Origin of the sequence: Ensifer sp. 22460 (assembly GCF_052044935.1) — a bacterium.
In the GTDB taxonomy this organism is placed as follows: Bacteria; Pseudomonadota; Alphaproteobacteria; order Rhizobiales; family Rhizobiaceae; genus Ensifer.
This window is the reverse complement of record NZ_JBQENZ010000004.1, coordinates 78,228-98,728: the sequence shown is the minus strand read 5'-3', so window position 1 is coordinate 98,728 and position 20,501 is coordinate 78,228. Positions and strand designations below refer to the sequence as shown.

The 20,501-nt window shown below is 62.1% G+C and carries 15 protein-coding genes, 3 tRNA genes and 1 riboswitch; of the genes, 15 read left to right on the top strand and 3 right to left on the bottom strand.

Translation table 11 applies throughout. From position 1 onward, the window contains the following. Window positions 1-260 precede the first annotated feature (260 nt). The 4 genes from lon (at window position 261) to ACTJKM_RS06325 (ending at window position 6,745) form a co-directional block, all read left to right on the top strand. Window positions 261-2,681: an endopeptidase La gene (lon, locus tag ACTJKM_RS06340; RefSeq protein WP_057252354.1), complete on the top strand. Its 2,421-nt coding sequence runs from the start codon at window positions 261-263 to the stop codon at window positions 2,679-2,681. Between the two features lie 220 nt (window positions 2,682-2,901). After that, window positions 2,902-3,177 (top strand): DNA-binding protein HupB, encoded by a 276-nt coding sequence (hupB, locus tag ACTJKM_RS06335; RefSeq protein WP_057252351.1) that lies wholly within the window; start codon window positions 2,902-2,904, stop codon window positions 3,175-3,177. 125 nt (window positions 3,178-3,302) lie between these two features. Then, a riboswitch (FMN riboswitch) is annotated at window positions 3,303-3,468 on the top strand. A gap of 78 nt (window positions 3,469-3,546) precedes the next feature. Continuing rightward, the gene (locus ACTJKM_RS06330) at window positions 3,547-4,461 is read left to right on the top strand and encodes a DMT family transporter (protein ID WP_192494661.1); all 915 of its coding nucleotides are present in this window, start codon (window positions 3,547-3,549) and stop codon (window positions 4,459-4,461) included. An 88-nt stretch (window positions 4,462-4,549) separates the two neighbouring features. After that, the gene (locus ACTJKM_RS06325; protein ID WP_058329360.1) at window positions 4,550-6,745 is read left to right on the top strand and encodes an esterase-like activity of phytase family protein; all 2,196 of its coding nucleotides are present in this window, start codon (window positions 4,550-4,552) and stop codon (window positions 6,743-6,745) included. Window positions 6,746-6,827: 82 nt separating this feature from the next. Here ACTJKM_RS06325 and ACTJKM_RS06320 read toward each other — a convergent pair whose 3' ends face one another. After that, window positions 6,828-7,307: a MarR family winged helix-turn-helix transcriptional regulator gene (locus ACTJKM_RS06320; RefSeq protein ID WP_058329359.1), complete on the bottom strand. Its 480-nt coding sequence runs from the start codon at window positions 7,305-7,307 to the stop codon at window positions 6,828-6,830. Between the two features lie 218 nt (window positions 7,308-7,525). Next, entirely contained in the window at window positions 7,526-9,364 is a 1,839-nt protein-coding gene (locus ACTJKM_RS06315) for a methyl-accepting chemotaxis protein (RefSeq protein ID WP_058329358.1), read from the bottom strand. A 382-nt stretch (window positions 9,365-9,746) separates the two neighbouring features. Between ACTJKM_RS06315 and ACTJKM_RS06310 the strand changes: the two genes are divergently transcribed. The 3 genes from ACTJKM_RS06310 to ACTJKM_RS06300 all read left to right on the top strand — a co-directional run bounded on the left by ACTJKM_RS06310 (window position 9,747) and on the right by ACTJKM_RS06300 (window position 14,973). Further along, window positions 9,747-11,027 (top strand): metallophosphoesterase family protein, encoded by a 1,281-nt coding sequence (locus ACTJKM_RS06310; protein WP_113512929.1) that lies wholly within the window; start codon window positions 9,747-9,749, stop codon window positions 11,025-11,027. Then, window positions 11,027-14,485 (top strand): ATP-binding protein, encoded by a 3,459-nt coding sequence (locus ACTJKM_RS06305; RefSeq protein ID WP_058329357.1) that lies wholly within the window; start codon window positions 11,027-11,029, stop codon window positions 14,483-14,485. Before ACTJKM_RS06310 ends, ACTJKM_RS06305 begins: the two co-directional genes overlap by 1 nt. Before the next feature lie 89 nt (window positions 14,486-14,574). After that, window positions 14,575-14,973, top strand: a complete 399-nt coding sequence (locus tag ACTJKM_RS06300; RefSeq protein WP_058329356.1) for a (R)-mandelonitrile lyase — start codon at window positions 14,575-14,577, stop codon at window positions 14,971-14,973. 254 nt (window positions 14,974-15,227) lie between these two features. On the opposite strand, the gene ACTJKM_RS06295 is transcribed toward ACTJKM_RS06300, so the two are convergent. Further along, window positions 15,228-15,303: transfer RNA gene (locus ACTJKM_RS06295), tRNA-Val, on the bottom strand. A 453-nt stretch (window positions 15,304-15,756) separates the two neighbouring features. On the opposite strand from ACTJKM_RS06295, the gene ACTJKM_RS06290 reads away from it, so the two are divergent. From ACTJKM_RS06290 to ACTJKM_RS06255, 8 genes are all read left to right on the top strand, one after another. Beyond that, a tRNA-Asp gene (locus ACTJKM_RS06290) sits at window positions 15,757-15,833 on the top strand. 76 nt (window positions 15,834-15,909) lie between these two features. Next, window positions 15,910-15,986: transfer RNA gene (locus tag ACTJKM_RS06285), tRNA-Asp, on the top strand. A 298-nt stretch (window positions 15,987-16,284) separates the two neighbouring features. Further along, entirely contained in the window at window positions 16,285-16,650 is a 366-nt protein-coding gene (locus tag ACTJKM_RS06280; protein ID WP_034803593.1) for an NADH-quinone oxidoreductase subunit A, read from the top strand. Further along, the gene (locus ACTJKM_RS06275; RefSeq protein ID WP_057252335.1) at window positions 16,641-17,222 is read left to right on the top strand and encodes a NuoB/complex I 20 kDa subunit family protein; all 582 of its coding nucleotides are present in this window, start codon (window positions 16,641-16,643) and stop codon (window positions 17,220-17,222) included. The genes ACTJKM_RS06280 and ACTJKM_RS06275 overlap by 10 nt, the downstream gene beginning before the upstream one ends. 17 nt (window positions 17,223-17,239) lie before the next feature. Then, on the top strand, window positions 17,240-17,845 hold the full coding sequence (locus tag ACTJKM_RS06270; RefSeq protein WP_057252333.1) for an NADH-quinone oxidoreductase subunit C: 606 nt from the start codon (window positions 17,240-17,242) through the stop codon (window positions 17,843-17,845). Between the two features lie 57 nt (window positions 17,846-17,902). After that, window positions 17,903-19,093 carry an NADH-quinone oxidoreductase subunit D gene (locus ACTJKM_RS06265; RefSeq protein WP_058329355.1) on the top strand — a complete coding sequence of 397 codons (1,191 nt, stop codon included), beginning with the start codon at window positions 17,903-17,905 and terminating at the stop codon, window positions 19,091-19,093. Beyond that, on the top strand, window positions 19,093-19,350 hold the full coding sequence (locus ACTJKM_RS06260; RefSeq protein WP_058321496.1) for a hypothetical protein: 258 nt from the start codon (window positions 19,093-19,095) through the stop codon (window positions 19,348-19,350). The genes ACTJKM_RS06265 and ACTJKM_RS06260 overlap by 1 nt, the downstream gene beginning before the upstream one ends. Window positions 19,351-19,366: 16 nt before the next feature. Next, window positions 19,367-20,494, top strand: a complete 1,128-nt coding sequence (locus ACTJKM_RS06255; protein WP_058321495.1) for an NADH-quinone oxidoreductase subunit E — start codon at window positions 19,367-19,369, stop codon at window positions 20,492-20,494. Window positions 20,495-20,501: the final 7 nt, after the last annotated feature.

Here is a 20,501-nt window from a genome sequence, read left to right as displayed (position 1 = left end):
AAGTGTCTCAAACAACGCAATGATGTGACGATTCAATGAAGGACCTTTATCGTTGCGCGTCCTTGAGCCTCGTTCTCCGTCGCAAGGCCCGCAACAGAAATGATGCGTAGTCAGAAGGACCCGGCCACGGTTGGTGGGTGTCGCGTCCAGCCTTGAAATGGACGCGGTGGCACTCCACTTTGATGTGGAAAATATGACAACCGGGAGTGCCTGCGGGGCTCCCGGGAACGGGCCCGAAATCGGGACGGAAAGGAAATGACATGACGAACAAAACGTCACCGGCGACTGAAAGCGCGACCTACCCGGTCCTGCCGCTCCGCGACATCGTGGTCTTCCCGCATATGATCGTGCCGCTCTTCGTCGGCCGTGAAAAGTCGATCCGTGCGCTTGAGGAAGTCATGGGCACCGACAAGCAGATCATGCTTGCCACCCAGATCAACGCCACCGACGACGATCCGGAACCGTCCGCGATCTATGAAGTCGGCACCATCGCCAATGTCCTGCAATTGCTGAAGCTACCCGACGGCACCGTCAAGGTGCTGGTCGAAGGCCGCGCGCGCGCCAAGATTGACGGCTACACGCCGCGCGACGAATTCTATGAGGCATCAGCGCACACGCTGAGCGAGCCGGAAGAAGATCCGGTCGAAATCGAAGCGCTGAGCCGCTCGGTCGTTTCCGAGTTCGAGAGCTATGTGAAGCTCAACAAGAAGATCTCCCCCGAGGTCGTCGGTGTCGCCAGCCAGATCGAAGACTATTCGAAGCTGGCCGATACGGTCGCCTCGCACCTGTCGATCAAGATCGTCGAGAAGCAGGAAATGCTGGAGACCACCAGCGTGAAGATGCGTCTGGAAAAGGCGCTCGGCTTCATGGAAGGTGAGATTTCCGTCCTGCAGGTCGAAAAGCGCATCCGCTCGCGCGTCAAGCGCCAGATGGAAAAGACCCAGCGCGAGTACTACCTCAACGAACAGATGAAGGCGATCCAGAAGGAACTCGGCGACGGTGAGGATGGCCGTGACGAGATGGCCGAGATCGAGGAGCGCATCGCCAAGACGAAACTCTCCAAGGAAGCGCGCGAAAAGGCTGACGCTGAACTGAAGAAGCTGCGCCAGATGAGCCCGATGTCCGCGGAAGCGACCGTGGTTCGCAACTATCTGGATTGGCTGCTCGGTCTGCCCTGGGGTAAAAAGTCGAAGATCAAAACCGACCTGAACCATGCCGAAAACGTGCTCAACACGGATCATTTCGGTCTCGATAAGGTCAAGGAACGCATCGTCGAGTATCTCGCCGTGCAGGCGCGTTCGTCGAAGATCAAGGGCCCGATCCTGTGCCTCGTCGGCCCTCCGGGCGTCGGCAAGACCTCGCTCGCCAAGTCGATCGCCAAGGCGACCGGCCGCGAATATGTGCGCATGGCGCTCGGCGGCGTTCGTGACGAAGCCGAGATCCGCGGTCACCGCCGCACCTATATCGGCTCCATGCCGGGCAAGGTGGTGCAGTCGATGAAGAAGGCGAAGCGGTCCAACCCGCTGTTCCTGCTCGACGAAATCGACAAGATGGGCCAGGACTTCCGCGGCGATCCGTCGTCGGCTCTGCTCGAGGTGCTGGATCCGGAACAGAACTCGACCTTCATGGACCACTACCTGGAAGTCGAATACGACCTGTCCAACGTGATGTTCATCACCACGGCCAACACGCTGAACATTCCGGCGCCGTTGATGGACCGTATGGAAGTGATCCGCATCGCCGGCTACACCGAAGAGGAAAAGCTGGAGATCGCCAAGCGGCATCTGCTGCCGAAGGCGATCCGCGACCACGCGCTGCAGCCGAAGGAGTTCTCCGTGACTGACGGAGCCCTGATGGCGGTCATCCAGACCTACACGCGGGAAGCCGGTGTTCGTAACTTCGAGCGCGAATTGATGAAGCTCGCCCGCAAGGCGGTGACCGAGATCATCAAGGGCAAGACGAAGACGGTCGAAGTCACGGCGGACAACATCAACGACTACCTTGGTGTTCCGCGCTTCCGTCACGGCGAAGCCGAACGCGACGATCAGATCGGCGTGGTCACGGGTCTTGCCTGGACCGAGGTCGGCGGCGAACTGCTGACGATCGAAGGCGTCATGATGCCCGGCAAGGGCCGCATGACGGTCACCGGCAACCTGCGTGACGTGATGAAGGAATCGATTTCGGCGGCGGCGTCCTATGTCCGCTCGCGGGCGATCGATTTCGGCATCGAGCCTCCGATGTTCGACAAGAGCGACATCCACGTGCACGTGCCGGAAGGTGCGACGCCGAAGGATGGTCCGTCGGCCGGTGTCGCCATGGCAACCGCGATCGTGTCGATCATGACCGGCATCCCGATCTCCAAGGACGTCGCGATGACCGGCGAGATCACGCTGCGCGGCCGCGTGCTGCCGATCGGCGGTCTCAAGGAGAAGCTGCTGGCAGCGCTCCGGGGAGGCATCAAGAAGGTGCTGATCCCCGAAGAGAACGCGAAGGATCTCGCCGAGATCCCGGATAACGTGAAGAACGCGCTCGAAATCATCCCGGTTTCGCGGATGGGCGAGGTGCTTGTACACGCTCTGGCGCGCATGCCGGAACCGATCGAATGGGACCCGGCAAGGGAGCCGGCAACCGTCGCAGTGGTTGATTCGCAGGACGAAGCAGGCACCTCGATCGCCCACTAAAAAGTGCCGGTGAATGGGCGCAGCGACCTCACGCGGCGCCCATTTTGCAGAAAAATTGGGAAGACCGGCCTCTGGCCGGTCTTTTTTGTTGTAAAAGCGCCCTGCAAGCCTTGCATTCCAAGGGATTAGGCGCAATTGGGAAAGGCAAGACGCGGGCGATGCGCAAGCCGCCGCGGCTTAAAACACAGTCGTTTCGAACCAATCTGAAAGGGGTGGAAACATGAACAAAAATGAGCTCGTGTCTGCCGTTGCTGAGAAGGCCGGACTTTCCAAGACCGACGCATCTTCTGCAGTTGATGCAGTTTTCGAGACCATCCAGGGCGAGCTGAAGAGCGGCGGCGACATTCGCCTGGTCGGCTTCGGCAACTTCTCGGTTTCGCGCCGCGAAGCCTCGAAGGGCCGCAACCCGTCCACGGGTGCGGAAGTTGACATCCCGGCCCGCAACGTGCCGAAGTTCACGGCCGGCAAGGGCCTGAAGGACGCCGTCAACGGCTGATCAGATTTGCTTGGCGGCCGGACACGAGGCCGGCAGTCCAGGTATTCGAGGGTTCGGCGAAAGCCGGACCCTTTCGCATTCCGGGGGGCTGCCCTTGCGGCCTCCTGCCATTTGCTCTACGGCTTGCCCATTCTCAGGGCGGGGTGAAAATCCCCACCGGCGGTAAGGGCGCTGCAACATCATGCGGTGACCCAAGCCCGCGAGCGCCTTTCTCTTGAAGCGGGGAAGGGGTCAGCAGATCCGGTGCAATTCCGGAGCCGACGGTCATAGTCCGGATGAAAGAGAATGGTCGTCGGCACGAAGAGCAGGGCTGCCCGGCGTCGTGCCGTGCGCTCATGCGTCCTGATTTGTGTTTGTCCATTTCTCAGGATGCGTGACATGAATCAGACTTCCCTCGGTTTGTCCTCCTCGCGCGCCATGGCCGGTGCCGGCTTCATGGTGCTGGCCGGTATTGCCTTCGCCGGGCTCAATGTCGTTACCCAATGGCTGACGATGAAACTCGGCTTTCCCGCTGCCGCCACGGCCTTCTGGCAATATGCCTTCGCCCTTCTCTTTTCTTTGCCGTTCCTGCGGCGCGTCGGACTTTCGGCGATGCGCACCGATTACCCGTGGCGCCACGTCGTGCGCGTGGCCCTCGCGGCCTTCGGCGTCGGGGCCTGGGTCTCCAGCCTTGCGCATGTGCCGATCTGGCAGGCGATTGCCCTGGTGATGACCTCGCCGTTCTTCATCATCCTTGGCGCTCGCCTGTTTCTCGGCGAACGCGTCGGTCCGGCCCGCTGGACCGCGACCGCGGTCGGATTTGCCGGTGCGATGATCATTCTTGAACCCTGGTCGGACAGCTTCACCTGGGCAGCGCTGCTGCCGATCCTCTCCGCCTTGCTCTGGGGCGCCTCGTCGCTCATCACCAAGAGCCTGACGAGCAGCGAGCGTCCCGAAACCATCACCATCTGGCTGCTTGTCCTTTTGACCCCGATCAATGGCGCCATTGCGCTCACGGCCGGTTTCGCGGTGCCGCAGGGCATGGCGCTCGGCCTTCTCGTGCTCGCCGGGGTCATGACAGTGTTCGCGCAATATTTGCTGACGCTCGCCTATACGGTTGCCGACGCCGCCTATGTGCAGCCCTTCGATGATTTGAAGCTGCCGCTCAATGTCTTTGCCGGCTGGCTGGTCTTCGGTTACGCACCGACAGGCTATCTCTGGTTCGGTGCGGTCCTGATCCTTGGCGCGTCACTGTTCATCATGCGCAACGAGAGTCGGCGCGAACGGGAGGCTGTTGCAACCTGAACGGTGTAAAACCCGGCCGGTGTCATTCGGCTGTCATCGCAGTCGCGCAGAACCCCCATGTTTTCAGTATTCTCCATGGGGGATTTCAATGATCATTACTTCGCGCGTGACCGCGTTCGCGGCCGTCCTTCTTGCTTCGGTGGCATTTCCTGCGGCGGCTGAACCTGTATTCAATCGTATTGCGTCCTTTGCCGTTGCCGACAATCTGCCTGATGGTGACGCGCGCAAAGCGCCGACGTCCGCCGAGATCATCACGGCCAGCGAAGACGGCAATACGCTGATCTACTCCGACAGCCCGGGCGAGCGCGTCGGCCTGATCGACATCACCGATGCCAAGGCGCCGAAGGCAGCCGGCACAATCTCTTTCGACGGTGAGCCGACCTCCGTTACCGTTGCCGGCGCCAAGGCGCTCGTTGCGGTCAACACGCGCGAAAGCTTCGTCAAGCCTTCCGGTCTTCTGGCAATCATCGACCTGGCGTCGAAGAAGGTGGATGCGACCTGCGATCTCGGCGGTCAGCCGGACTCGGTTGCCGTCAACAAGGACCGTACGCTTGCGGCCATCGCCATTGAAAACGAGCGCGACGAGGAAGTGAACGACGGCAAGATCCCGCAGATGCCGGCCGGCGATCTGGTGATCCTGTCCTTGAAGGACGGCGTTGCCGATTGCGGCTCGCTGAAGCGCGTGACGCTGACGGGTCTTGCCGAAATCGCTGGCGAAGATCCGGAGCCGGAATTCGTCTCCTTCAACGGCAAGGACGAGATTGCGCTGACGTTGCAGGAGAACAACCACATCGTCGTCATCGACGGCAAGACTGCGACGGTGAAGACGCACTTCTCTGCTGGCACCGTCGACCTCAAGGATATCGACATCAAGCGCAACGGCGCCATCGCCTTCAAGGACGAGCAGCCGGGCCGCAAGCGCGAGCCCGATGCGGTGAAGTGGCTCGACGATAACCGCATCGTCGTTGCCAACGAAGGTGACTACGAAGGCGGCTCGCGCGGCTTCACGATCTTCGACACCACCGGCAAGGTGCTCTACGAATCGGGCGCGAGCTTCGAGCATGCCGTTGCCGCGATCGGCCACTACCCGGAAAAGCGCTCGTCGGCCAAGGGCGCGGAGCCCGAGGGGCTGGAAGCGGCCAAGTTCGGCGACGACAACCTGTTCTTCCTGCTCGCCGAGCGCGCTTCCGTCGTCGGCGTCTACAAGGATACGGGTGCGGAGCCCGAACTGCTGCAACTGCTGCCGTCGGGCATCTCGCCGGAAGGCGCCGTCGCGATCCCGTCGCGCAATCTGCTTGCGACCGCCAATGAAGTCGACCTCGTCGAGGACGGCGGCGCGCGTTCGCATGTGATGATCTATGAGCGCGGCGAAGGCGAAGCTGCCTATCCGCAGATCCACTCCGCCGAGAAGGACGGGCTGCCGATCGGCTTCGGTGCACTCTCCGGTCTTGCTGCCGTCTCGGACAAGCCGGGCTTCCTGCGCGCCGTCAACGACTCGGTCTTCTCGTCGCAGCCGACGATCTTCACCATCGACGCCACCCAGAAGCCGGCGCTGATCACCGAGACGCTCGCCATCACCCGTGACGGCGCACCGGCTCAGAAGCTCGACATCGAAGGCATCGCCAATGACGGGGAAGGGGGCTTCTGGCTCGCATCGGAAGGCAATTCCGACAAGCTCTACAGCCACGCGCTCTTCCACGTGAACAAGAAGGGCGAGATCAAGAAGGAAATCGCTTTGCCTGAGGCGCTGCGCGCCGGCGAAACCCGCTTCGGCTTCGAAGGCATCACCGTTGTTGGCGAAGGCGACGACCAGACGCTGTGGATGGCTGTTCAGCGCGAATGGAAGGACGACGAGAAGGGCTTCGTCAAGCTCGTCTCCTACAAGCCGAAGAGCGAAGAGTGGGGTGCCGTGCGCTACCCCCTGGAAAAGGCCGGTGACGGCTGGGTCGGCCTGTCGGAAATCTCCGTTCATGGTGACTACGCCTACATCATCGAGCGCGACAACCTGATCGGCCAGGCAGCCAAGCTCAAGAAGATCTACCGCGTCGCGCTGACGGAACTGAAGCCGGCAGCACTTGGTGGCGAACTGCCTGTCGTCAAGAAGGAGGAGGTTCGTGACCTCATTCCCGACCTGAAGGCGCTCAACGGCTATGTCGTCGACAAGGTCGAGGGCTTCACAGTCGATGCAGCCGGCAATGGCTATGTCGTGACCGACAATGACGGTGTCGACGACTCCTCCGGCGAAACCCTGTTCTTCTCCATTGGCGCGATCAACGCGATGTAAGCGTTAACGCCCGGAGAAAACGGAAGAGGCCGGGACATGATGTCCCGGCCTCTTTCTGTTTCGGACTGGTAGGAAATAGCGACTAGCGGGCGACAGCGACCTGCGCCGCCGCTTCTTCGGCCTCATCCTTGCGCTTGCGGATCTCATCCGTCCTGTCGACCAGCTTGCCGACGATGTCGTAGAGGGCATCGAGTTCCTCGTCGTCGAGCGCCGAGAAAATTTCCTCGAGCAGTTGCTTGCGTGGATGCTCTGCGGCTTCAAGCACGACGCGACCCGTTTCGGTAATCGAGACGATCTTGGCGCGCCGGTCCTCGGGATCGGGCTTGCGCATCACCAGGCGGTCGCGTTCCAGACCGTCGATGGCCTCGGTGACCGTGCGCGGCGCGAAGTTCAGCGCACAGGCGATATCGGTCGAGCGACAGGGACCGAGCTTGCTCAGGAAGAAGAGGAACTTGCTGCGTGCCAGCGACACGCCTTCTTCGGTCATCGATTCGTTCACCAGCCGGTGAACCCGGTGGTAGAGCTCGAACAGTCTATCGGAAACTTCAAATGTCTTCTTCATGATCGTCGCTGGAATTTCATGAGGTGCCATGTGAAATGGCAGTAACATTAGTGATAGTTACAATTGCCACCTTTGTCGACAGAAACCTCTGAGACTTCACGGTAAGCACTTGGAGGCAAAGAAACGGCCGCCGTTTCCGGCGGCTGTTTCTGTCGGTTTGTCAAGAATTTCGTGTCTCGAACCCGCCCGCGAAAAACCAAGCACGGCGTGCGTCGTGGTTATGCCGCCCGGCGTGTCGAGCCGGCCGACGGCGCGTAGCCGTAGGCCTGAGCCTCTTCCAGCGTGAAGCGGGCGATCAGCTCGCGCAGGCGGCCGGCTTCCTGGGCAAGCGTGGCGCTTGCGGCATTGGCTTCCTCGACCATGGCTGCGTTCTGCTGGGTCACCTGATCCATCTGGTTCACGGCGGTGTTGACCTCCGACAGTCCGGCGGACTGCTCCTGCGCCGAGATGGCGATCGCATCCATGTGCTGGTTGATCGTGACGATGAAGCCTTCGATGGTGCGGAGAGCCTCGCCGGTTTCGCGCACGAGCCGGACGCCGCTTTCGACTTCGACAGCGGAGTTGCGGATCAGGTCCTTGATCTCCTTGGCCGCATTGGCCGAGCGCTGGGCAAGCTCGCGGACTTCCTGAGCGACGACGGCGAAACCCTTGCCGGCATCGCCGGCGCGGGCTGCTTCGACGCCGGCGTTCAGCGCCAGAAGATTCGTCTGGAATGCAATTTCGTCGATGACGCCGATGATGTTCGAGATCTGGCTCGACGAATGCTCGATCCGGCCCATGGCATCGACCGCGCCCGAGACGATGGCGCCGGACTTGCGGGCGCTTTCGTTTGCCTGGCCGGCGACGGCACGGGCCTCGTTGGTGCGCTTCGACGAATTGCCGACATTGACGGTGATCTGGTCGAGCGCAGCGGCCGTCTCTTCCAGTGAGGCTGCCTGCTGCTCGGTCCGACGCGACAGGTCGTCCGCACTCTGGCTGACTTCGCGCGCACCGCTGTCGATGCTGCCGGAGCTGGCCGAAACGGCGGCAAGCGTATCGGCCAGTTGGGCGACGGCCTGGTTCAGGTCGTGGCGGAGCTGCTCGAAGTCCGGTGCAAAAGGTTCGTCGAGCTGGAAGGCGAGATCGCCGGAGGCAAGCCGGCGCAGGCCGCCAGCAAGACCGGCCGTCGCTTCCTGGAGGCGGCGCTGTGCCGCCGTTTCGGCTTCCTCGGTCAGACGCAGGCGATCGGCTTCAGCCTGGGCGCGCTGTGTCTGGGCATCCGCTTCGAGCTGCTGGTTGGTGATTGCCGCCTGACGGAAGACTTCGACGGCACGGGCCATCTCGCCGATTTCGTCCTTGCGGGCACCGTAGGGGATGCTGGTGTCCGTGTCGCCTTCCGCAAGGCGCGCCATCGAACGGGTGATGATCTGGATCGGGCGGGCGATACCGCGCACGGCATAGAGAATGGCGCCGAGCACGATGATCGCCGCGACGGCGATGACTGCGATTTCGATCATGCGGATCTGGTCGTGCGTTGCCGAGCTTGCTGCAACCGCGGCGTCGGCGCCGGCGACGTTGAGCGCGCGTACTTCCTTGATCGCCTCGTCGACCTTCTGCTCGGTCTCCCGCATCTCGACCTTGAAGACGCTCTGCGCCTTCATGTTCTCGAGGTTGTTGGAGAGCTTGACCATGCCATCGGCGATGGAAAGGTAGGCCTGATAGGCAGCGCGTACCTTTTCCAGCGCGGCCTTGTCGGCGTCCGTTACCATCAGCGCCGCATAGTCGTCGGCGAGCTTGTTGAAGCCTTCGACGGTCTGGCCGATGACTTTTTCCGCGGCCTTCTTTTCGAAGGGCGTCAGCGAGATCAGGTGGCGCGCAAAGGCCATGCGCGTATCGGAAAGCTGGGTTTCGAGCGCGCGGGAAAGCGAGACACGCGGCAGCCAGGTGGTGGCGATCTCGTTGTTGCGCTCGTTCATCATCTTGATGCCGCCGAGCGACGAGACGGCTAGCGCCGCGACGATGACGGCGACCACGAGGAAGAGGGCAATGAGCGTGTGTGAAATCTTGAGTCGTGACATAGGTTCCCCCCGGAAGGACGGCCGTCCATAAAAGCTGTACTTGATGAAGTCGTTCCGGCTCTTGATCGTCATGACGGAGCGGATGCCGAAGCAGGAATCATTCCGGTGCCTGGATGCGCTGGGAGCGCAGCCGACGGAAACCTAGCGAACAAGATGTTACAAAAACCCTAATCGATTAAAGTGAGTATAATCTGATATTTGCAGGTACTCCGGCCGTGCTGTTGATCATTCGTTTTCGGCAGTCTCTGCGGAGATGTTCTGTATTAGTCTTGGCTTTACTTGGATGGTCTGAAGAATGCTCGTCTGCAGCCGACCAATCTCCCACGTGGATGAAGGGTCGACACTGATTGACGGGCGCCGGCCTGCCGGGCCATGGTCGGCCATGCCCTTCCGCTTCGTCCATACCGCAGATCTTCATCTCGATTCGCCCCTCCGCAGCCTCGCCCTTAGAAACGCCGACCTCGCGGAGATCGTGCGCGGCGCGTCCAGGCGCGCCTTCGTCAAGATCGTCGATCTCTGCATTGCCGAAAAGGTCGATGCGCTGCTGATTGCAGGCGACCTCTATGATGGCAGCCAGACGTCGATGAACACGGCGCTGTTTCTCGGGAGGGAGTTGCGCCGGCTGGATGAGGCGGGGATCCGGGCGTTCATCATCCGTGGCAACCACGATGCCCAGTCGCAGGTCACCAACGAGCTCACTTTGCCGCCTTCGGCGCATGTGTTCAAAGGCAGAGCGAAGGCCGTTCTTGCCAAGACCTTGGCAAGCGGGCGCGACGTCTATGTGCACGGGGTGAGTTTCGCCAGCCCGCACGCGCCGGAAAGCCTGCTGCCGGCCTTTCAGCCGCCGATGTCGGGGGCGCTCAACATCGGCATGCTGCACACAAGCCTTGCCGGTGCGGCCGGCCATGATCTCTACGCGCCCTGCAGCGCCGCCGACCTCGTGGCACATGGTTTTGACTACTGGGCTCTCGGCCACATCCATCAACGCCAGATCCATGCAACGGCCCCCTTCGTCGTCATGCCCGGCATACCGCAGGGCCGCGACGTCAACGAAGCCGGTGTGAAGAGCGTGACGCTGGTGGCGATCGATGAGGACGGCCGGGCGGAGATTACCGAACTGCCGATCGGCATCGCCAGTTTCGAGCGCCTGCCAGTCGATATCACCGGCCTCTCCGAGTGGCGCGACGTGCTTGATGCGGTCAGGCAGGCGCTTGTGCGGACATCTGTGGATACGCCGGCGGAAAATGTGATCCTGCGCGTAACGCTGACGGGCGCAACACCGCTGGCCTGGCGCCTTCGCCGCGACACGGATTTGCTGCGCGCCGAGATCGACAACATCGCGGCCGGCATCGTCGGTTGCTGGATCGAGAAGCTGGAACTCGCCTGCGGCAATCCCCTGGTGGAAAAAGCGGGTGCAATGCTGGATCCGGTCGATGAGCTGGTGGCCCTCGTCGAGGCCGATGTTCTGCCGGCTCACGGATTTCGCCAGGAAGTCCGGGCAGCCGTGGAAGATCTGCTGCAACAACTGCCCCCTGAGCTGCGCCAGGCGTTGGCACCCGATGAAGACGCGATCGAGCGCCTCGCTTTCGAGGCCAGCGCGTCGGGAGGCACGGAAGTGCTTGCCCATCTTCATGGCAGCGGTTCCGGCGAGGGCATCCACTGATGCGGCTCAGCGCGCTCGATCTCGTCCGCTATGGCAAATTCACCGATCGCCGCCTCGACTTCGGTGAGAGCGTGGCCGGCGTGCCCGACCTGCACATCGTCTACGGGCCGAACGAGGCGGGCAAGTCAACGATGTTCTCGGGCTTCCTCGATCTGCTCTTCGGGATCGAGCACTCGAGCCCCTATGGGTTCCTGCATCCCTATCCGACAATGCGGGTCGGTGGCACCATCGAGGCGGCTGATCGGACGCACCGCGTGTTCCGGGTCAAACGCAAGTCGAACTCGCTGGTCGGCCCCGACGATCAACCCTTGCCCGACAATCTCTTCTCCGGTGTGCTGGGCGCGATCGACCGCGACACCTATCAGACGATGTTTTCGCTCGATGACGAGAGCATCGAGAAGGGCGGCGAGGCGATCCTGAAGAGCGAGGGAGAGCTTGGGTCGCTGTTGTTTTCCGCAAGCTCCGGCCTGCCGGACAGTACGGCGATCCTTGCCGCCTTGCGCGGCCAGGCCGACGCCTTCTACCGGCCACAGGCGCGCAAGCATCAGCTTGCAGAGCTGAAGGCGCAGCTTGACGCCCTGAGGGCGGAGCGAAATGCCCTCGACATCAACGCACGCGAATATGCGGCGCTGCGCAAGACGCTGGCGCAAGCACGCGACCGGCATGAGGAAGCGATCACACGTCGCGCCGAACTTCGGGTCGCGCAGTCTCGCCTGAAGGCGGAGATCGAGGCCCTGCCGCACTTTGGCCGGCTGCGTGCGCTTCGCATGGAACTGGCGAGCGCGCCGGTACTGCCGGTCCCGCCGACCGAGTGGGCAGCCGAGCTGCCGGCGCTTCGCCGCCAGGAAGCGGAGATCGAGGTCAGGCTTCGGCAGAACCAAAGCGAGATGCAGCACCGCCGCAATGCGTTGGAAGAGCTTCCGCTCGACAAAAAAGGGCTGTGCCTGGCCGAACGGCTGACGGCGCTGCAGGAGACGGCCCTCGATGCGCGCTATGTCACGGCCGCGCGCGATATGCCGTCGCGATTGGAAGAGTTGGCGAGGTCGTCGACGGAGATCGTCGGTTGCCTGCTGCGGCTTGGCGAACCCGCTGACCGCGATCCTGCCGATCTGCTGCTGCCGGCAGGGGTCGGCGCGCGACTGCAGGATCTGGCGCGCCGACATTCTGCACTGGCCGAACGGTGCGCTTCGGCTCACCACGAAGTGCAAGCCGCGGCCGAGGAAAAACGGATCGCTGAATGTGAGCTGGTGCGGATTGATGGAGAAGGGGGGCTGGCGGACACCTCCGGTCTTTCGGGGCGACTGACGCTGCTGCGGCGCAGTGACTGCCTGCTTCGGAAACAGGCCGCCGCGCAATCTCTGGATCGGCTGGAAGCGGAACTTGCCGACAAGCTGCTGCTGCTGAAGCCTTTCGCTGGAAGCGCCGACGATCTGCTGGCGCTCGGCGTTCCAGCGCCTGGAGCGCTTGAGGCGTTGCGTAGGGCCGCAGCCACTTTGGAAGAGCGGCAAGCGCGCGTATCCGATCGCATTGCCGGCGAGCAGGAGCTGCTTGTGGGCGAGGAGGCGCGGCTGGCCGCGCAGTCCGCCGTTGGCGGCACTCTGGACGATGTTTCGGCCGCGGCACTGCGTCGCCGTCGTGACGAGGCCTGGGAGCGGCACAAGGGCCGGCTTCTTCAGGAAACGGCTGTCGCTTTCGAAGAGGCGATGGGTAGGGATGACGAAGTTACCGCGCTGCGCCTCGCCGAAACGGCGCGGCTTGCCGATATGCGCGGCCTGTCTCTTTCGATCGCCGAGAGACGCGCCCGCCTTGCGGCGCTGCGCGAGCAGCAGCAGCGATGCAGTGAGGAGGCGGCGCTCCAGGCGCAGTCTCTGGAAGTCGTCGTCACGTCCTGCGGCTTGCCGAGCGTCACGGGCTTGCTCCAACTGGAAGCCTGGCTCGCTATCCGGAGTTCGGCGCTCGAACTTCGCGCGCAATTGCGCCCTGTCCGTCTGGAGTTCGAGCGGGCGCATGCGGAGGAGGCCGAAGCGATTCGCGGGCTCAGCGACGAACTTGCCGGCATCGGCATAGAAGCAGGGCTGTCGGAGCGGCTCGACGATCTCCTGCAGATCGCGGAGCGAGCCGTATCGCAGGCACAGACCGCGGCCGCCGCCCGCAACGCGGCCCGCGAGACGGCAAAGCGCAGCGCAATGGTTCTTGAAGGCCGCCGCTCGACCTTAGATCTTGCTGAAGCCGAAATGGCCACGTGGCAGGAGCAGTGGAATACGCTTCTTGCCAAGAGTTGGCTTGCCGAACGCAGCGAACAGCTTGTTCCGGAGCAGATTGGCGCGATGCTTACGGTCCTGCAGGACCTGGACAAGCTCGTACAGCGCAAGGCCGATCTCGAGTATCGTGTCGCCGGGATGCGCAAGGATCAGGCGGCATTCGAACGTGCCATCGCCGACCTCGCCGGCGGACCGCTGACAGACGATACGTTCGCAACGTTCACGGCGCTCAAGGTGCGTGCTGCCGAGGCCCATCGGCTTTCCGACCGCCGGGCGACATTCCTGTCGGAGCTGGCCCGCTTGGACGACGAGCGACGCGCAATCTGTGCCGAGCAAGAGCTCCATATAGCGCGCCGGCGCCTCGTCCTCGAGTTTTTCGACTGTGAAACGGTCGACGATGCCATGCAGCAGTTCGAAGCCGCGCGCGAGCAGGGGCGCCTGCGCCAGCGAATCGCCGAACTGGAAGCGGATATCGCTTCCCGATTGGGCGTTTCCATGTGCCAGCAGGCCGAGGCGTTGCTCGCAGAGCTCGATGCGGCCGCGGTCCTGCTGGAATTGGCGCGGCTCGATGCGGCGCTCGAAGACAGCGACCGCGAAGTCAGCGAGTTGCACACGGATATGCGCGGCAAGGAGAAGGCGCTTGCCGATGTCGAAGGCGGGGACACGGTTGCCGAGCTCGATCAGAAGCGGCGAACGCTGCTGCTCGACATCGAGAGCAAGGCGCTTGCCTATCTGCGGCTCCGGGCCGGTGTCATCGCAGCGGAGACGGCGCTTCGGCTTTTCCGCGAGCGCCACCGCAGCGCAATGATGCGCCGCGCCTCCGAAACCTTCAGCCGGATCAGTGGTGGAGAATATTCCGGCCTGTCGGCGCAGTCCGACAAGGGGCAGGAGTTCCTGATCGCCAATGCCGCTGGCGGCGGATCGAAACTTGCCAAGGATCTCTCCAAGGGCACCCGATTCCAACTCTATCTGGCGCTCAGGATCGCCGGCTATCACGAAATCGCGGCAGCACGCGAATCGCTGCCCTTTATCGCCGACGACATCATGGAGACCTTCGACGACGGACGTGCTGGCCGCGCTTTCGAGCAAATGGCCGAAATGGCGCGCGTGGGCCAGGTGATCTATCTGACGCACCACGAACATCTTTGCGAGATCGCCCGCAGTGCCTGCCCGGCTGTGACAATCCACAGGTTATGATAGGCTCGCGGGCGTGGCGGTGCCTGTTGGCCGTGACGCGCTTTCGCTGAAAAGAAGCGCCGCAAACGAAAAACCCGGAGGAACGAGAGATGGACATCATACCCGGTGGGTCGAGACCTTCGATGCGCGCGCCGGCTGAGTATTTCACCGGTACGGTGCGACAGGATCCGGTCATCGAGACCGCAGATCCGGCGCGGATCCGCGCCGTCAGCGTTACCTTCGAGCCGGGCGCCCGCACCGCCTGGCACACCCATCCACTTGGTCAGACATTGATCGTGACCGCCGGCCGCGGCTTCGCGCAAAGCTGGGGCGGCCCGGTGCGCGAGATTCGCGTCGGCGACGTGGTCTGGTTCCCGCCGGGCGAAAAACACTGGCACGGTGCCGCGCCCGATACCGCAATGGTTCATCTTGCGATTCAGGAAGCGCTCGACGGCAAGGCTGTGGATTGGCTGGAGCATGTGACCGACGAACAGTATCGCGGGGCGTAGTGCCACGCGACAGAATCAGCTGACCGACAGGAACGGCCGGTCACGTCGATGATGGGGAGTGCATGGCTGACGGCGGCTGTCAGGCACAGCCGCTTCTGTCCCCGACAGGCGCCGCTCAACATCAGCGCTATCGTGGCACAGATAGGCGCCGCCGGAGCGAACGCATTCTCGGCCTATGAACAGTCACGAACGCAACAAGGTTCTAACGCCGCGAGGTCGCTGTCTTATGCGATGAATTGGGAGGAGAAGGAAAATGGTGGGCGATGAGAGACTCGAACTCCCGACATCCTCGGTGTAAACGAGGCGCTCTACCAACTGAGCTAATCGCCCTTCCGCGTTTGGACCGGATCAGTCCGCCGCGTCGGTGGCCGTGATCTAGGCGTAACCGAAAAAAACCGCAAGAGCATTTGTATCGTTTTTATGATTTTTTTTTGTGTTGGATCGCGCGATGCCCTGAATTGCCGGGGTTGCTAGTTGTGGACAAGAAAGCGTGTCTTCGGCCGTCACCCGTGGCAGGGGAGGGCGAGAGATAAAGATTTGCCGTTCGGGATCATCGTAGAGGATGGAAGAGGCAATCGGAGTGGGCGTATGGCTGCGTCGTGCGCATGATCCGGCCTCCTGAACATTGTCGTCACCTTGCCCTGTGGATCATTTTTCGCTCCGTCACGGATTTGTCTTCAAACACGCTTGACACCCAAATGCGAACCGCTTAGTTAGCCGCTCATCGAACGGGCAAGCCCGCTCGGTGCCGGGGCGGAAACGCTCCAACCAAGTCAAGATGATGCGGGTGTAGCTCAGTCGGTTAGAGTGCCGGCCTGTCACGCCGGAGGTCGCGGGTTCGAGCCCCGTCACTCGCGCCACTCTTGATCTGGATTTGCCTAGGCATTCTCAGGAAGCGCCGATGGTGGTAATAATGATCGTTCGCGGTCATCATGCGCGGGTGTAGCTCAGTCGGTTAGAGTGCCGGCCTGTCACGCCGGAGGTCGCGGGTTCGAGCCCCGTCACTCGCGCCATTTCTTCTTCTTACACTCCTCCTGTTTTTGCGTGCGCTAGCGCTGATTTGTGCACTGCGGCAATCTGTCTCTCCTTGCCGCTGTTTACGGTAAAGTCGGTCACGGCTTGCGATTCCGAGCTTTGTCGTCTCCACCCATTCGATCCTGTGTCGCGAACCGGTTTAATTGACCCTTGAAGGCTTGCGCACGGGCGCGGGCTGCGCTAACCACTCTGGCGTTGCAACATATTTTTCGGCCTGCGAGATCTGTTGTTCTGGCGCTCTCCCATGCGCCCTCCCGCAGGCAGGGACGGATAACAATGACTGAACTTCTCGGTTCCTACGTTCCGATCGCGATTTTCATTGGAATCGCATTGGTGATCGGTGTGGCGCTTCTGATTGCTCCCTTCGCCGTCGCCTTCAAGGCTCCTGATTCGGAAAAACTGTCGGCCTACGAGTGCGGCTTCAATGCGTTCGATGACGCCCGCATGAAGTTCGACATCCGCTTCTATCTCGTGTCGATCCTCTTCATTATCTTCGACCTCGAAGTGGCCTTCCTCTTTCCCTGGGCGGTCTCGTTCCATGAGCTGGGCTGGTTCGGCTTCTGGTCGATGATGGTCTTCCTCGGCGTGCTGACGATCGGCTTTATCTATGAATGGAAGAAGGGAGCGCTGGAATGGAACTAGCAGCATCCGGCACTACGCTCGTTGCGCCCAAGCCGAAGGGGATCATCGATCCCTCCACCGGCAAGCCGATCGGCAGCAATGATGCATTCTTCGGCGAGATCAACAATGAACTCGCCGACAAGGGTTTTCTCGTCACCTCGACGGATGAGCTCATCAACTGGGCCCGTACCGGCTCGCTGATGTGGATGACCTTCGGTCTCGCCTGCTGCGCGGTCGAGATGATGCAGATGTCGATGCCGCGTTATGATGCCGAGCGTTTCGGTTTCGCGCCGCGCGCCTCACCGCGTCAGTCCGACGTCATGATCGTCGCCGGCACGCTGACCAACAAGATGGCGCCTGCGCTCCGCAAAGTCTACGACCAGATGCCGGAGCCGCGCTACGTCATCTCGATGGGCTCCTGCGCCAATGGCGGCGGCTACTACCATTATTCCTATTCGGTTGTTCGCGGCTGCGACCGCGTCGTTCCCGTCGACATCTATGTGCCAGGCTGTCCTCCCACGGCAGAAGCGCTGCTTTACGGCGTGCTTTTGCTGCAGAAGAAGATCCGCCGGACCGGCACGATCGAGCGCTAAGGCAGGGGGTCTTTGATATGAGTGAAGCCCTGAACGAGCTTGCGTCCTACCTGCGCGAAACACGCGGTGCGCTGATCTCCGACGCGTCGCTGAACTATGGCGAACTGACGCTGACGACGACGTCTGCGAACCTCATCGCGCTGCTCACCTTCCTGCGCGATGACGTGCACTGCGCTTTCATCAACTTCGTTGACGTCTGCGGCGTCGACTGGCCGCAGCGTCCCGACCGTTTCGATGTCGTCTATCACCTGCTGTCGCCGCGCCAGAACCTGCGCGTGCGCATCAAGGTCCAGACCGGCGAGAACGAGCCTGTGCCGTCGGCGACGCCGGTCTATCCCGGCGCCGACTGGTTCGAGCGTGAAGCCTACGACATGTACGGCATTCTGTTCACCGGCCATCCGGACCTGCGCCGCATCCTGACGGACTACGGTTTCGAAGGACATCCGCTGCGCAAGGACTTTCCGGTCACCGGTTTTGTCGAGGTCCGTTACGACGACGAAGCCAAGCGCGTCGTCTACGAACCCGTCGAGCTGAAGCAGGAATTCCGCAACTTCGACTTCCTCTCTCCCTGGGAAGGCACGGATTACGTCCTGCCCGGCGACGAGAAGGCGAAGGCACGGTGAGACTAAATGGCCCGCGGTAGCCGTTGAACGGCTGCCGTCCGGCCTGGAGCAATCGGTATGACCGAACATAACGTCCGCAATTTCAACATCAACTTTGGCCCGCAGCATCCGGCGGCGCACGGCGTTCTTCGTCTGGTGCTCGAGCTTGATGGCGAAATCGTCGAGCGCGTCGACCCGCATATCGGCCTGCTGCATCGCGGCACCGAGAAGCTGATCGAGACCAAGACCTATCTGCAGGCCGTGCCCTATTTCGACCGCCTCGACTACGTGGCGCCGATGAACCAGGAGCACGCCTTTGCGCTGGCGATCGAGAGGCTGACGGCCACGGAAGTGCCGATCCGCGGCCAGCTCATCCGCGTCCTCTACTCGGAAATCGGCCGCATCCTCTCGCACCTGCTGAACGTGACCACGCAGGCCATGGACGTCGGTGCGTTGACGCCGCCGCTCTGGGGTTTCGAAGAGCGCGAAAAGCTGATGGTGTTCTATGAGCGTGCCTGCGGCGCGCGCATGCACTCGGCCTATTTCCGTCCGGGCGGTGTCCATCAGGACCTGCCGCACGAACTGGTCGAAGACATCGGCAAATGGATCGATCCGTTCCTGAAGACCGTCGACGACATCGACGAGCTGTTGACCGGAAACCGCATCTTCAAGCAGCGCAACGTCGACATCGGCGTTGTCAAACTCGATGACGCCTGGGCCTGGGGATTCTCGGGCGTGATGGTGCGTGGCTCGGGTGCTGCCTGGGACCTTCGTCGCTCGCAGCCCTACGAATGCTATTCCGACATGGAATTCGACATTCCGATCGGCAAGAACGGCGACTGCTTCGACCGCTACCTGATCCGCATGATCGAAATGCGCCAGTCGGCGCGCATCATGCGCCAATGCGTCGATCGCCTGCTCGGCGATGCCAAGGTCGGTCCGGTTTCGTCGCTCGACGGCAAGATCGTTCCGCCGAAGCGCGGCGAGATGAAGCGCTCGATGGAAGCGCTGATCCACCACTTCAAGCTCTACACCGAAGGCTATCACGTGCCGGCCGGCGAAGTTTACGCCGCCGTCGAAGCGCCGAAGGGCGAGTTCGGCGTCTACCTCGTCTCCGACGGCACCAACAAGCCCTATCGCTGCAAGATCCGTGCGCCGGGTTACGCGCATCTCCAGGCGATGGATTTCCTCTGTCGGGGACACCAGCTTGCCGACGTTTCGGCCGTGCTGGGCTCCCTCGATATCGTGTTCGGTGAGGTGGACCGCTGATGCGTCTCGTGCCCCTGGCCACGCTTGCTCTTTTCGCGTTTGCATCGACCGCTTCCGCACAGGAATCGGTCGATAGCGGCGCGACGTCGGGCGGCATGCGCGGGGGCTCGATGGCCGACCTTGTGGCCAAGGGCTACGAGATCAAGGCCGCGGTCGCCAATGGCACGCGCTACATCGTATTTTTGCAGAAAGACCAGTCAGCCTATGCCTGCGAATTCGTCTCGGTGACGAAATCGCGGTGCGGTTCGATTAACTGATAAGGTGTCCACTAGAATGTCCGTTCGTCGACTAGCCGAAGACACCGTCCAGCCAGCGAGCTTTGCCTTCAGCAAGGAGAACGCCGCCTGGGCGAAGGAAACGATCAAGAAATACCCCAAGGGTCGTGAGCAGTCTGCCGTCATCCCGTTGTTGATGCGCGCTCAGGACCAGGACGGCTGGGTCACGAAGGCCGCCATCGAGTCGATCGCCGACATGCTCGGCATGGCCTATATCCGCGCGCTCGAAGTCGCGACCTTCTACACCCAGTTCCAGCTGAAGCCGGTCGGTACGCGTGCGCACGTTCAGGTTTGCGGCACGACGCCGTGCATGCTGCGTGGCGCCGAAGACCTGATCAAGGTCTGCAAGAGTAAGATCGCCCACGATCCCTTCACCCTCAATGAGAGCGGCACGCTCTCCTGGGAAGAAGTCGAATGTCAGGGCGCCTGCGTCAACGCGCCGATGGTCATGATCTTCAAGGATACCTTCGAAGACCTGACGCCCGAGCAACTCGAGCAGATCATCGACCGTTTCGAAGCAGGCAAGGGTGCCGAAGTCACCCCCGGTCCGCAGATCGACCGTATCTATTCCGCACCGGAAGGCGGTCTGACGTCGCTGATGTTGGCTGATCTGGCTCCGGCCAAGGCGGCGACCAGCGCCAAGAAGGTCAGCGACGCGCCGGCCGTCTCCGTGCCGCCGTCCAACGCCGGCCGTGTCAAGACGGCTGCCAGCGAGACCAATGCTTCCCTGAAGACGCCGGCGACGGCAAAGGCCGAGGCTGCCGCCAACGCCAAGGTCGAAGGCGACACCGTCGACAAGTCGAAGCCGGTCAAGGCTGCAGCCGTTGCCGGCAAACCGTCGCTTGAGGACAAGAACCGCCCGGCCGGCATCGAAAAACCGGCTGCCGTCGACGACCTCAAGCTGATCTCGGGCGTCGGTCCGAAGATCGAGGGCACGCTGAACGAACTGGGCATCTACACCTACGCGCAAGTTGCTTCGTGGAAGAAGGCGGAGCGCGAGTGGGTCGACGGATACCTGAATTTCAAGGGCCGCATCGAACGCGACGACTGGGTCAAGCAGGCCAAGGCGCTCGCCAAGGGCGGCGAAGCCGAATACATCAAGGTCTTCGGCAAGAAGCCGCGGTAAAGAGGTG